The organism is Actinobacillus porcinus, assembly GCF_901764995.1.
Classification (GTDB): domain Bacteria; phylum Pseudomonadota; class Gammaproteobacteria; order Enterobacterales; family Pasteurellaceae; genus Exercitatus; species Exercitatus porcinus.
Window position 1 is genome coordinate 46,274 of the sequence record NZ_CABFKI010000010.1, and the last position, 13,023, is coordinate 59,296.

The window sequence follows — 13,023 nt, forward strand, 5'->3', positions numbered from 1 at the left end:
TGCAAGTAATTTATCCAACAATCACAAGCGAATTTCGCCGGCCGGATAGCGCACAATGAGCGGTACGCCACATTGAACCTGAAAACGAATACCATTTTGTGAGACTGTACTCTCACATTCCAAGCCTAAAAATTGTCGCTGCTTTTGATTTTCCGCAATTTGAATGGCTTGATAACGTTGGTAAATTTCCACCGCACTTTTGCGTTGATAAGCCGTCCATTGATTCACTGCTAGAAAAATGCCACTAAAGATGCTTAAGCTGATCAGCAAGGTGAGTAAACTCATTCCTTTTGGTGGTTTAAGGCGTAAAATCATACCAACTTTTCTCCGCGCGATGCCATTGACTTTGTTGTTGAACCGCCCATTGAACCGTAGCTTTGCGATAACTAATCGTTACACTCGGATCAACGGTTAATTGCCCTTTTGTAATCACCGTGCCGCTAATTTTCCCTTTGCCTGAAATGTGCAAATCCCCTTCTGCCACAATGACTGCATAAATATTTCCTGTCAGTTGCCATTCTGTTTGAGCATCCGAAAACCAGTAAAAATGGGGATTTTTATCCGTTGGGTGGGGATCGGGTGGTGGTTGCAATTGTGATTTGAATAAATCAATCTTATCCTTATCGAGATAAGTATCAAACTCACCGGCAAATGTTGCCTTAGTTGGGGATTTTTTAAACAAAGCCTTGCGTTCACACCAGATATGGTGTTGATTATCATCAACAAAATCCTCCTGTTGAAATGAGGCCAAATAGACCGTTCCCGTCATTTCTAAGGGCACTGTTGAACAAACTGAAGATTTTGCTGCTTGGCTTTGTGCTTGTAATGCCAAACTGTGTTGAACATAATGCTGGCGTTGTGATGTTAATGCCGAATGTAATCGTAAGATATCATCATCAAAAAGTAGCACGATAAACAGCATAGCACTGAGTAAAATAAGCAAGGTTAACGTCATCATACCGCGATACAGTTTCATCGAAATTCCCCCTGATTCAGCAATGGGGTGACTATACTCGTTTCATAAGCTATATCAGGATGGTTTTTCAAATATCCTGCCAGTTTTACTTCAATGCCTTGTTTTTCAGCTAACCAGTTAAATGCTAATTGCGTTATTACATATTCGGTATCATCCAATAAATCCGTCCAGCCGCCGACATTACAAGCGGATTGTTGTAAATAACTGCGACATTCTTCTTGTTGGCAAGTTTGACTTACGGTGTTTTTATAGGTTTGCCGACTTTCAATCATGCCTTTATTTAAGCGATAACCAAATAATTCTGTGCCAATTTCGGAAGTAGAATTTTTACCGTTATTCACACAGCTTTTCCCTTTATAGGCTGATCCGATACAACCATTTCCATTCAAGTCATAAAAGAATAACAGGCAGCTATTGAGATCTTCATTATCCGCTTGTTGAATGGTGACACTCGTTCCTAAATCGTCTTGTTCAAATAACATCAGGTTATTTTGTTGCAATCCTGCGATTAATGCTCTAAAACCTGCTCGGCGAACATCACGCCCAATCGTCTGTACCATACGTTGTAATTCAGCCTGTAATTGAAGTTGCAACATCATATTTTTATTTTGTTGTTGTGTTTGGCTGTAAAAACTAATAATCACAAGCAAGAGAAAAGCGGAAAGGCTGAGACTCACCATAAGACTTAGCAGCCCTTGTCCGGAATATGGCTTTAGGTAAAAATATCGCATTACTCATCTCCTGTGCCTGATGTACAAGCACTCAAAGATTGATAATCTTTTAACTTTAATGTGCCAAGATTAGAAAAAGAAAATAAGGTGCGACTGTCACCGGCTTGTAATACAAAACAGCCTGAAGGCGAAGTATTTCGAATACCATTAAATTTTGTCACTTCTAGGGGAAAATATTGTTTTGCCACAATCATTGTTTGCTCAGGGAAATAAGGGTAATAAAAATGCGCGGTGACCTTATCTGCACAAGATTCCGGAAAAAGGCAATCACACAATGCCTCAGATTTTCGTTGTGCAGTGATACACCAACGTTTAGGAATGGTTTGCTTACTCGCCATAATGAGCCAAATATCAGAGGAGTTTTCCACTCGAGCTTGAACTTGACGTAAAAATAAATAAAGTTTGTGCTGTTCTTTCACTAAAATTTGTTGTGTATTATTTTGCTGCCAAGTTGGAATTGTTAGCGATGCAACCAAACTTAGGATAAAAATCCCAACTAGCAACTCCAGTAAGGTAATCCCTTTAGACATAAAACCTCAGGTATAAAATCTCTCCTATTTCCAACCGCACTTTAAAGTGAAGATAAGAAATCGAAAAGCAGATGTGCAAGAATTTGGAATCGAGATCACAAATTTAGATTTTTAAGGTGATACTTTTCGGAAATAATGAATAGAAGTAGAAATAACGATTTGGTTATCTTTCAATAAAATGCTTGTTAAACTTGTCAAAACGTAAGTCTTGTGTGAAAAATCGCTAAAATGCCTTATGGTTCGACAAGCTCATCAACCGTCCTTTTAGCTTTGTGTAAAATCGACAGAATATCGTAAAAAGACACAATCCTACGGATAAAAAAATTTTTTTGATTAGACTAAGAAATTGAATTGGTGGGTCGTGAAGGATTCGAACCTTCGACCAACGGATTAAAAGTCCGCTGCTCTACCGACTGAGCTAACGACCCACTTAATCATTACAACAAATAATGCGTTGCAACGGGTGCATATAATACGGATTTAAATTTAATAATCAACAACTATTTTCAAAAAACTTGTCTGATTGGATGAATAGTCAACAATCACATACCATATTTTATGAATTTTGCTTATACTTCAGAACAAAAATAAAACAGGCTCTTTTCAGAGCCTGTTCGCTAATTTGAAATCAATTCAAAATTAGTATGCTAACACAGCGCGGCGGTTTTTGCTGTATGCAGCTTCATCGTGGCCTAACACTGCTGGTTTTTCTTCACCGTAAGAAACAGTAGAAACGTTGTTAGCACCTTTAGTTGCTAAGTATGATTTTACTGCATCTGCACGACGTTGACCTAATGCGATGTTGTACTCTGGAGTACCACGTTCGTCAGTGTTACCTTCTACTAATACTTTAGCAGCTGGAGTTGCTGTTAAGTATGCAGCGTGAGCATCTAATAATTGAGCGTACTCACCTTCGATGTTGTATTTGTCAAAACCGAAGTAAACAGTGTTGTAGCGTTGTTGTAAATCTTCAACAGAGTAACCACCGAATTGTTGAGCGTTAGCACCGTTTGTTGCGTTCGCATCATTGTCAGATGAGCTACATGCAGCTAATGCTAATACTGGAGCAACTAATAATAATTTTGCTAATTTCATCAAAAATCTCCTTAGAGTTTCTTTATTTAGTTAAGTAAGGTGACCAAGCAGGGAATTTTACTTGCCCATCACTTCCTGGCAACCGAGCTTTAAAGCGTCCGTCTGCGGACACTAATTGTAGCACCTTTCCTAGTCCTTGGGTAGAGCTATAAATAATCATAATTCCATTTGGTGAAATGCTTGGACTTTCATCTAAGAAAGTTGAGCTTAACACCTGTGATGAACCTGTTGCGGAATCATATTTCACAACATTATCACCTGAAATCATCACCATTGATTTACCGTCAGAACTCATCTGGCCGCTATAACTACGCCCACTGCCTACCAATGTAGCACCGCCACCTGACGCGCTCATTGAATAAACTTGCGGTGAGCCGTTTCTATCGGATGTGAACAGAATACGACCATCAGGCGTCCAACTTGGTTCAGTATTATTACCTGCACCACGTGTTAACTGTGTCGGCTGTCCACCATTCGAATTCATTACATAAATATTTAATTGTCCATCTTGGCTATTGGCAAAGGCTAACTGAGAACCATCAGGGGAAAAAGCAGGTGCGCCATTATGACCCGGGAATGATGCAACTACTTTACGTTGACCTGAACCTAAGTTATGAACAACTAATTGAGATTTTTTATTTTCAAAAGAAACGTATGCTAAACGCTGACCATCCGGCGACCATGCCGGCGACATTAATGGTTGTGAACTACGTGTTACAACAAATTGATTAAATCCATCATAATCTGCCACACGCACTTCATAAGGTTGCGAACCACCATTTTTTTGGACGATATAAGCAATACGCGTTCTAAATGCCCCTTTAATTGCCGTCATCTTTTCAAATACTTCATCACTGACTTGGTGAGCCCCCCAGCGAATCCATTTTGGCTGAACCGTAATTGAATTTTGAGCTAATACTGCTCCGGCATTGCCTGAAGCACCAATAGTATCGACTAATTGATACGCGATATTATAACCTGCACCTGCCGGTGTAACCTGACCAACAACGATTGCATCAATACCTAATGCAGACCACGCATCAGGCGTCACTTCAGAAGCTGAACCCGGTTGTTGTGGCATTTGACTGACAGGTAATGGGTTAAATTTTCCACTATTACGCAAATCCGCTGAAATAATTTCAGCAATATCAGCCGGTACGGAACCATTTGCCTTGAACGGAACGACTGCGATTGGACGCGCGCCGTCCACACCTTCATCGATAACGATACGAACTTCGTCATCTGCATGAGCAGTATTCATTGCAAAAAATAATACTGCAAATACACTCATTACACGAGCGATTAATTTCATTATGACTACCTTTTATGTGAGTTAACTAAAAACTATTTTAAATCAAAGCTAATAATCGATGATTTATATTTATTATAAATATCATCTGACGGCGGAGCCGGTACTTTTTTCGTTCTTGCAATGGCACTTAATGCTGCTGAACAGATATCATCAGGCCCTGAAACACGTTGGTATCCCATAATGGTTCCATCACGTCCCAAATTAATGCGAACATCACATACCTTGCCTTTCAAACTCGGATCAACCAATAAACGGCGTTTCACTTCTTTTTTAATTAATGCGCCATATTGATCGCCTGTTTTACCACCATCGCCAGCCCCCAATGCAGCACCGCTACCTTGAGAACCTGCTTTATTGGCATTTCCACCTTTTGAAGCTCTGCCACCACCCACAGCTCCAAACAGATCGTCTAAAGCTGCTTGATTTGCTTTAGAATCCGCTTTTGCTTGTGCATCTGCCTTGGCTTTTGCTTCTGCAGCAGCTTTCGCCTTCGCTTCTTTTTCGGCCTTCGCTTTGGCTTCTTTTTCTGCTTTCGCTTTGGCTTCTTTCTCGGCTTTTTCCTTCGCTTCTTTTTCTGCTTTGGCCTTAGCTTCTTTCTCTGCCTTCGCTTTGGCTTCTTTTTCAGCTTTTTCTTTGGCTTCCTTCTCTGCTTTTTCTTTCGCTTCTTGCGCCGCTTTCGCCTTCGCTTTAGCCTCTTCTTCCGCTTGTTTTGCCGCTGCCGCTAAACGTTTTGCTTCCGCTTCTTTCTTCAGTTTTGCCGCTTCTGCGGCTTCTTTGGCTTTAGCTTCGGCTTCTTCTTTAGCCTTTTCCAACGCTTCTTGACGTGCTTTTTCTGCTGCCGCCTGTTTCTGTTGTTCTAATTGTTTTTGCTGCTCAAGTTGTTTTTGTTTTTCAATCTCTTGGCGTTGTTGCTCTAAATTTTCCTGTGGTGTTGGTTCCGGTGGAACAGGTTTATCTTCTACCACAGGCTCAGTGACTGGTTTCGCTTTATCTTTAGAGCCTTTATTTTGTTGCTTCAAGCGTCCCCATTCTTGCGCAGCAGATCCTGTATCAACCATAACTGCACCGATCACATCGCCATCTCCTTCACCACCACCCATTGTTTCAATGGTTTTTGTGAAAAACGAGCCAATGATTAACAACCCAAACAAAATAATATGCAAAACAATCGAGATCAAAAATTCATTAGTCTCTTTCTTTTTTCGTTGTGTTGTCACAATTTATCCTTAAATACGAGGATTAATATAAAAATGCTTAAATCGGATCGGTCATTAACCCAACTGATTTAATTCCGGCTAAATGCAGCAAATTCAATGCCTTAATAACTTCTTCATAAGGTACAGTACTTGCACCACCTACAAGAAATAAGGTATTAGGATCTTTTTCAAATTCTGCCTTCATAATTTGAGTGACCATTTCTTCCGTTAATCCTTCAGAACGTTCACCTTCAATTGAAATGGCATATTGCCCGATACCCGCGACTTCTAGAATAACCGGCACTTTATCTTCATTTGATACATTTTGACTTTCTACCGCGTCAGGTAAATCCACCTGAACACTTTGGCTAATAATCGGAGCTGTTGCCATAAAGATCAATACAAGTACTAATAATACGTCCAAAAATGGGACAATATTAATCTCCGATTTAATACTTCTCTCTTTATTACGGCGATACGCCATAGTAAACCTCGTAAAACACGTTCAAAATAAACCGCACTTTCTAGTCATAAGCACAAAAGTGCGGTGAGAAAATTAATTATTTTTTGCAAATACTTGGCGTTGCAAGATTGTAGTAAACTCATCAATAAAGTTACCGTAATTTTGCTCTAATTTATTTACACGCAAGCTTAAACGGTTATAAGCCATAACCGCAGGGATCGCTGCAAACAAACCAATTGCGGTTGCAATTAAGGCTTCTGCGATACCCGGTGCAACCATTTGCAAGGTGGCTTGTTTTGCACCACTCAATGCCATAAATGCGTGCATAATCCCCCACACGGTTCCAAACAACCCCACATAAGGGCTTACAGAAGCAACCGTTGCAAGGAAAGGAATTCGATTTTCTAAATCTTCTAATTCACGATTCATTGCAAGATTCATCGCACGTGTGCTTCCTTTAATAATGGCATCAGGTGCGTCTGGATTTACTTGTTTTAAACGTGAAAACTCTTTAAAGCCCGCGAAGAAAATTTGCTCACTACCGGTTAAATTAGCATCTCTGCGGTTTGATAAACCATCATATAATTTATTCAAATCTTCACCGGACCAAAAACGATCTTCAAATGCATTTGAATCTCTTAACGCGCTCGTCAAAATACGGCTACGCTGAATAATAATCGCCCAAGAAATAATAGAGAACGAAATAAGAATAAGAATAACGATTTGAACAACGATACTCGCCTTTAGAAATAAATCTAAAAAGTTCAATTCAGCAGTCATTGATAACTCCAAGTAATAAGCGTTTGTTTAAAGAAGTTTATTCTTTATAAACCCTTTCTCACAAAACTTAGTTTAAAAATGCAGCTTTAACTTCTTTAGGAAGTGCTACGGGTTTCATTTTGCTAAGATCAACACAAGCCACTTTAACTGTTGCTGTACTCAGCACGGTTTCAGCTCGTTGTAAAAGCTGAGTAAATAAAATTGTTGCCCCTTTAATTTCAGTGACTTGAGTCATCACAGTCAGTAAATCATCAAGCTTTGCCGGCACGTTATAGTCAATGGACATGGATTTGACCACAAAAGCCAATTGACGTTCATTTAATAAAGCCTGCTGTGAAAAATTTAAGGAACGTAAAAATTCTGTTCTCGCCCGCTCATAAAAATGTAAATAACGTGCGTGATACACAACGCCGCCCGCATCAGTATCTTCGTAATACACTCGCACAGGAAAAACAAATTCCTTACTTGTCATAGAGTTAGCTACCTCATCCTTTTTGCGGCTAAAAACGCGCATATTGTAGAACTAGTCTAATTTATTAGCAATAGATCTTTGCATGATCAGAATAAAAAAAGAGCCCTTAACGAGCTCTTTGTATAAATTAAGTATTTTGATTATTTAGAATCAAAACCACCTTTATTTTCAATTTTTTTGGTGATTGTAACGCTTGCCCAGATCGCAGCCAACACGCCCACTACCCAAATTGCATAGAACATAAATATCTCCTTACATTAGTATAATGAGTTTTTGTTTTCTTCGATGAACTCAGCGTCCAAACGACCAAACATTTTCACGTACGACCAGATAGTATATGCCAATGAAATCACCACAAACACTAACGCTAAACCTAACATTAAGGTTAAGGTTAATTCACTTGATGTGGAATCCCACATGAGTAAACTCATTTCAGGGTGTGTGATTGATGGCATCACAAATGGGAACATCGCAACTGCACAGGTTAAAATCACACCAATCATTGTTAATGATGAGAAGAAGAATGAAGAACCTGAACGATTTGCTTTTGATGCACCAATATTGGCTAATGCACCCACTACAACTAATGCCGGTAAAACATATAACACAGGCATTTCATTATAGTTATTGAACCATGCACCAACCGCTGTTTCTACAGTTTTGCCTAATGGTGATGATGGTGCAAAGTGATCAATTTCACTTGTCACAACATAACCTTCTTTAAACAACAACCAAACCCCGGCTAATACAAATAAAATCAAGGTTGCAAATGCCCCTACTTGGGTTACCGCGCGTGCACGATTACGTAGCTCTGCAGTGGTTTTCATTTGTAACCAAGCTGCACCATGAGTCGTTAACATAGCAAAGCTGATTAAACCACAAAGTAATGCAAATGGATTAAGCAATTCAAAGAATGAACCCGTGTATTTTACTTGCATTAAATCGTTGAATTCAAATGGCACACCTTGTAATAAATTACCAAATGCCACACCAAAGACTAAGCTTGGTACGAAACCACTGATAAATAGTCCCCAGTCCCATGCACTACGCCATTTTGCATCATCTAATTTTGAACGATAATCAAAGGCTAACGGACGGAAAAATAATGCCGCAAGCACTAAAATCATTGCAATATAGAAGCCTGAAAATGAAGCAGCATAAACAAGTGGCCAAGCAGCAAACATTGCACCACCGGCTGTTAATAACCAAACTTGGTTACCATCCCAGTGTGGTGCCACAGAGTTAATTAAAATGCGTTTTTCAACTTCTTTTTTCGCCATGAAAGGAAGCAAATTCGCCATCCCCATATCGAAACCGTCTGTAATCACAAAACCGATAAGAAGTACACAAACAAGCACCCACCAAATAAAGCGTAAAAATTCATAATCAATCATAATAAACTCCTACTATTTAGTTGATTGCTCGAAGTAGTAACGACCTGTTTTTAATGAACTTGGCCCTAAACGACCAAATTTGAACATTAAATACATTTCTACAACAAGGAAGATTGTGTAAAGACCACAGATCAACGCAATTGAGAACCAAAGATCACCCACACCCAATGATGAGTTAGCCACACCCACAGGTAATACATCGGTAATTGCCCATGGTTGACGGCCATATTCAGCTAAGAACCAACCACATTCAATTGCAATCCAAGGCAATGGTAAGCCCCATAATAATGCTTTAAGTAACAAACCACTTTGTTCTGTTTTGCCACGTAAGTTTTGCACAAATGCCCCCAATAACAGCATAATGAGCAAACCACCTACTGCAGCCATAACGCGGAATGACCAGAATACAGGAGCGACATTAGGAATACTGTCTGCCGCCGCTGCTTTCACTTGAGCATCAGTCGCATCAACCACTTTATCTGTATAACGTTTTAATAATAGACCATAGCCTAAATCTTCACGTACATTTAAGAATTGCGCTTTTGTAGCTTCGTCAATTTGGCCTGCTTTTTTCTGTGCACGTAGCTCTTCTAATAAACCATAGGCAACCATACCATTACGTACACGTTCTTCATTGCGTGCTTCAAGATCAACTAAACCCGGGAATTGTTTATCTAAAGAACGCGTTGCAATAATACCACCTAACATTGGCACTGAAATCGCAAAATCATTTTTACGTTCTGCTTGGTTAGGAATAGCAAGTGCATTCCATGCAGCCGGTGCAGGTTGAGTATGCCATTCCGCTTCCATTGCGGCTAATTTAACCGGTTGTGTTTTCGCCACATCATAGCCGGACTCATCCCCCATAATCATTACACCAATAGAAGCAATAAAGCCAAAGGTTGCAGCAATTGAGAATGAACGTTTTGCAAAACCAAGGTCACGACCTTTCAAAATATAGTATGAGCTGATTGCAAGAACAAACATGGCACCAGAAACATAGCCGGCAGATAATGTGTGTAGGAATTTACTTTGAGCCGCAGGGTTCATCCATAAATCCATAAAACTTGTCATTTCCATTCGCATGGTTTCAAAGTTAAATTCTGATGCTACCGGGTTTTGCATCCAGCCATTTGCCACCAAAATCCACATTGCCGATAAGTTAGAACCAAATGCCACACAATAAGTTGTTAGCAAATGTTTACCTTTTGATAAACGATCCCAACCGAAGAAGAATAAACCAACGAATGTTGATTCAAGGAAGAATGCAAGCAATGCTTCAATCGCCAATGGCGCACCGAAAATATCGCCCACATAATGAGAATAATATGACCAGTTAGTACCAAATTGGAATTCCATTGTGATACCGGTTGTGACACCAAGAGCAAAGTTAATACCGAATAATTTGCCCCAGAATTTTGTCATATCTTTGTAAACTTGTTTGCCCGTTACCACATAAGTCGTTTCCATGATCACAAGAAGGAAAGAAAGACCCAATGTTAAAGGCACAAACAAAAAGTGATACAACGCAGTTAACGCAAACTGCAAACGAGAGAGTTCTATAACGTCTAACATCTCGTAACTCCTTGTAAATGCTACAAGCTCATGATTACTAATGTAACCACCCCAGCCACACAAAGCAACGATCTACATTTTTTGTGTGAATATAGAATTAACTCCACAACAACCGCACTAAGCACGATATCTATAGAGATAACTCTAAAATGGTACTCATTCTACTACTATTTGTAAGGATAAAAAATAGTGAAAATGTTACCCAGATCACATTTTTAAAAATAAAATCAAATTTATGAAATAAATAAAAATTTTAAAAATTGATCTAGCGCAAATTATACGTTTTTTCTCACAATTTACAACATAACTCCACGCATTTTGAGTAAAGCTATAGACAAACCCTTTTGATTCTGTTATTTTCTGTTCAATTTTATTGTAAGAATTTATGGCTAATGCCCACTATAAACGTATTTTTATATATGTTATATGGATTTAGCGACAAAATTTTCTAAGGATTTTCAGTATGAAAAAATACGCTATTTTTTTGACCGCGCTTTTTTCTGGTCTTTTATTTATTCATTCCAATGCTCAAGCTGCAGAGCAAAAAGTAGATGAAAAATTACCGTTACAATGCCAAAAGTTATTCAGTGAAACAGATAAATTAATCACCGAAGCTAAAAATCAACCCGGCACACATACACAAATTAATAAAATTCAAAGCAAACTTAACCAAAGTAAAAAACAAATTCTTGAAATGGAATTAGCCACACAAATTAAAAGTTGTGATCACGGTCTGGCTAAATTAACCCATTTAAATAAAGGACAAGAAGAGACCAACTAATGAGAAAGGCTTATTTATAATGAATAAGCCTTTTTCTTTTTATTCCGTTAACTTTTGTAACCCAAAATGGCGATAGGTTTGCGAAGTAGCAATACGACCACGTGGCGTACGCTGTAAAAAACCTTGCTGAATCAAATAAGGTTCTAATACATCTTCGATGGTGTCCCGCTCTTCACCAATGGCGGCAGCAAGGTTATCTAAGCCCACCGGCCCACCATCAAAACGCTCAATAATCGAACTTAATAACTTACGATCAAGATAATCAAATCCTGCTTGGTCAATATCTAACATCGCCAGTGCTTCTTTCGCAATACTCTCACTAATCACACCGCGGTTTTTCACATCCGCATAATCTCGAACACGGCGCAAGAGTCGATTGGCAATACGTGGGGTTCCACGTGAACGGCGTGCAATTTCATGAGCGGCTTCATCAGAAATTTCAAGGTTTAAACAGACCGCACTTCGACTCACAATCGCCGTCAAATCCTCTACCGAATAGAATTCTAACCGTTGCACAATCCCAAAACGGTCGCGCAAAGGCGAAGTTAATGACCCCGCACGTGTTGTTGCGCCTACCAAAGTGAAAGGCGGCAAATCTAACTTAATAGAGCGTGCAGCCGGCCCTTCACCAATCATAATATCCAGCTGATAATCTTCCATAGCAGGATACAGCACTTCTTCAATCGCAGGCGATAATCGATGGATTTCATCAATAAACAACACATCATGGGGTTCAAGATTGGTCAACATCGCTGCCAAATCGCCTGCTTTTTCCAATACAGGCCCCGATGTAGTACGAATGTTAACACCCATTTCATTGGCGACAATATTCGCCAAGGTAGTTTTCCCCAATCCCGGAGGTCCAAAAATCAATAAATGATCTAAGGCGTCTTGGCGCAATTTTGCCGCTTGAATAAAAATCTCCATTTGCGACCGCACTTGCGGTTGCCCCACATAGTCTTGCAACAATTTAGGGCGAATAGCACGATCTACGGCTTCATCATCAAATTTAGCAACGCCACTTATTAATCTATCTGCTTCAATCATTTGCTCTACAATTCTTTCTTTATTCTTACAACGCCGCTTTTAAGGCTTCTCGAATTAACTGTTCGCTGGTCAAACCGGCTTTCGCCACTTTCTTCACCATTTTCTCCGCTTCAGCCCCTTTATAGCCTAACGCCATTAATGCCGCAACCGCTTCATCCGTTGGGGCATCAAGGGCGATTGGTTCTATATTTGGCGCAGAAATTGACTGACTTTCCACAAAGAAATCCGGCTGTTGTACACCTTTAAATTTGCCTTTCAGCTCGACCAATAAACGCTCTGCCGTTTTCTTACCTACGCCTGGAATTTTAACTAATTTTGACAGTTCTTCTCGTTCAATGGCATAAGCAAATTCATGTACAGACATAGCAGACAAAATTGCCAGCGCCAACTTTGGCCCAACTCCATTGGTTTTAATTAATTCACGGAATAAAGTGCGGTCAGTTTTCGTGGAAAATCCAAACAGCAAATGCGCATCTTCACGCACCACCAAATGCGTAAACAACGTACAATCTTGACCCGTTTCAGGCAAATTATAAAAACTTGTCATGGGCAACAACAACTCGTACCCCACGCCTTGCACATCAAGCAAAATTTCAGGCGGTTGTTTTTCAATAAGTTTTCCCTGTAAGCGACCGATCATCTTAAATTCCCAATAAAAAAATTTCCGCTAT

15 protein-coding genes and 1 tRNA gene are annotated in these 13,023 nt (G+C 39.6%); 1 reads left to right on the plus strand and 15 read right to left on the minus strand.

Translation table 11 applies throughout. The features are described from left to right. Nucleotides 1-21 precede the first annotated feature (21 nt). The 13 genes from E7T07_RS08130 to E7T07_RS08190 all read right to left on the minus strand — a co-directional run bounded on the left by E7T07_RS08130 (nucleotide 22) and on the right by E7T07_RS08190 (nucleotide 10,524). Nucleotides 22-315 (minus strand): DUF5374 domain-containing protein, encoded by a 294-nt coding sequence (locus E7T07_RS08130; protein ID WP_135710655.1) that lies wholly within the window; start codon nucleotides 313-315, stop codon nucleotides 22-24. Further along, a complete protein-coding gene (locus tag E7T07_RS08135; RefSeq protein ID WP_135710656.1) occupies nucleotides 299-976 on the minus strand; it encodes a DUF2572 family protein in 678 nt (225 codons plus the stop codon). The genes E7T07_RS08130 and E7T07_RS08135 overlap by 17 nt, the downstream gene beginning before the upstream one ends. Continuing rightward, a complete protein-coding gene (locus tag E7T07_RS08140) occupies nucleotides 973-1,707 on the minus strand; it encodes a type II secretion system protein J (protein WP_135710657.1) in 735 nt (244 codons plus the stop codon). Before E7T07_RS08140 ends, E7T07_RS08135 begins: the two co-directional genes overlap by 4 nt. After that, on the minus strand, nucleotides 1,707-2,237 hold the full coding sequence (locus E7T07_RS08145; RefSeq protein WP_135710658.1) for a prepilin-type cleavage/methylation domain-containing protein: 531 nt from the start codon (nucleotides 2,235-2,237) through the stop codon (nucleotides 1,707-1,709). Before E7T07_RS08145 ends, E7T07_RS08140 begins: the two co-directional genes overlap by 1 nt. A gap of 352 nt (nucleotides 2,238-2,589) precedes the next feature. Then, a tRNA-Lys gene (locus tag E7T07_RS08150) sits at nucleotides 2,590-2,665 on the minus strand. A 211-nt stretch (nucleotides 2,666-2,876) separates the two neighbouring features. Then, nucleotides 2,877-3,332, minus strand: a complete 456-nt coding sequence (pal, locus tag E7T07_RS08155) for a peptidoglycan-associated lipoprotein Pal (protein ID WP_273405377.1) — start codon at nucleotides 3,330-3,332, stop codon at nucleotides 2,877-2,879. A gap of 22 nt (nucleotides 3,333-3,354) precedes the next feature. Further along, nucleotides 3,355-4,644 (minus strand): Tol-Pal system beta propeller repeat protein TolB, encoded by a 1,290-nt coding sequence (tolB, locus tag E7T07_RS08160; RefSeq protein ID WP_135710660.1) that lies wholly within the window; start codon nucleotides 4,642-4,644, stop codon nucleotides 3,355-3,357. Between the two features lie 32 nt (nucleotides 4,645-4,676). Beyond that, nucleotides 4,677-5,861 carry a cell envelope integrity protein TolA gene (gene tolA, locus E7T07_RS08165; protein WP_135710661.1) on the minus strand — a complete coding sequence of 395 codons (1,185 nt, stop codon included), beginning with the start codon at nucleotides 5,859-5,861 and terminating at the stop codon, nucleotides 4,677-4,679. Between the two features lie 37 nt (nucleotides 5,862-5,898). Next, nucleotides 5,899-6,324 carry a colicin uptake protein TolR gene (gene tolR / locus E7T07_RS08170; RefSeq protein WP_135710662.1) on the minus strand — a complete coding sequence of 142 codons (426 nt, stop codon included), beginning with the start codon at nucleotides 6,322-6,324 and terminating at the stop codon, nucleotides 5,899-5,901. Between the two features lie 72 nt (nucleotides 6,325-6,396). Beyond that, on the minus strand, nucleotides 6,397-7,083 hold the full coding sequence (gene tolQ, locus E7T07_RS08175; RefSeq protein WP_135710663.1) for a protein TolQ: 687 nt from the start codon (nucleotides 7,081-7,083) through the stop codon (nucleotides 6,397-6,399). A gap of 67 nt (nucleotides 7,084-7,150) precedes the next feature. Continuing rightward, nucleotides 7,151-7,555 (minus strand): tol-pal system-associated acyl-CoA thioesterase, encoded by a 405-nt coding sequence (gene ybgC, locus E7T07_RS08180; RefSeq protein WP_135710664.1) that lies wholly within the window; start codon nucleotides 7,553-7,555, stop codon nucleotides 7,151-7,153. A 257-nt stretch (nucleotides 7,556-7,812) separates the two neighbouring features. Then, nucleotides 7,813-8,949, minus strand: coding sequence for a cytochrome d ubiquinol oxidase subunit II (cydB, locus tag E7T07_RS08185; RefSeq protein ID WP_135710665.1), 1,137 nt, complete (start codon nucleotides 8,947-8,949; stop codon nucleotides 7,813-7,815). Between the two features lie 12 nt (nucleotides 8,950-8,961). Next, nucleotides 8,962-10,524 (minus strand): cytochrome ubiquinol oxidase subunit I, encoded by a 1,563-nt coding sequence (locus E7T07_RS08190; RefSeq protein WP_135710666.1) that lies wholly within the window; start codon nucleotides 10,522-10,524, stop codon nucleotides 8,962-8,964. Nucleotides 10,525-10,987: 463 nt separating this feature from the next. Between E7T07_RS08190 and E7T07_RS08195 the strand changes: the two genes are divergently transcribed. After that, on the plus strand, nucleotides 10,988-11,305 hold the full coding sequence (locus tag E7T07_RS08195) for a DUF5339 domain-containing protein (protein ID WP_135710667.1): 318 nt from the start codon (nucleotides 10,988-10,990) through the stop codon (nucleotides 11,303-11,305). A gap of 39 nt (nucleotides 11,306-11,344) precedes the next feature. Here E7T07_RS08195 and ruvB read toward each other — a convergent pair whose 3' ends face one another. Both ruvB and ruvA read right to left on the minus strand, forming a co-directional pair. Continuing rightward, the gene (gene ruvB / locus E7T07_RS08200) at nucleotides 11,345-12,352 is read right to left on the minus strand and encodes a Holliday junction branch migration DNA helicase RuvB (RefSeq protein WP_135710668.1); all 1,008 of its coding nucleotides are present in this window, start codon (nucleotides 12,350-12,352) and stop codon (nucleotides 11,345-11,347) included. Between the two features lie 25 nt (nucleotides 12,353-12,377). Continuing rightward, entirely contained in the window at nucleotides 12,378-12,992 is a 615-nt protein-coding gene (gene ruvA, locus E7T07_RS08205; protein WP_135710669.1) for a Holliday junction branch migration protein RuvA, read from the minus strand. Nucleotides 12,993-13,023: the final 31 nt, after the last annotated feature.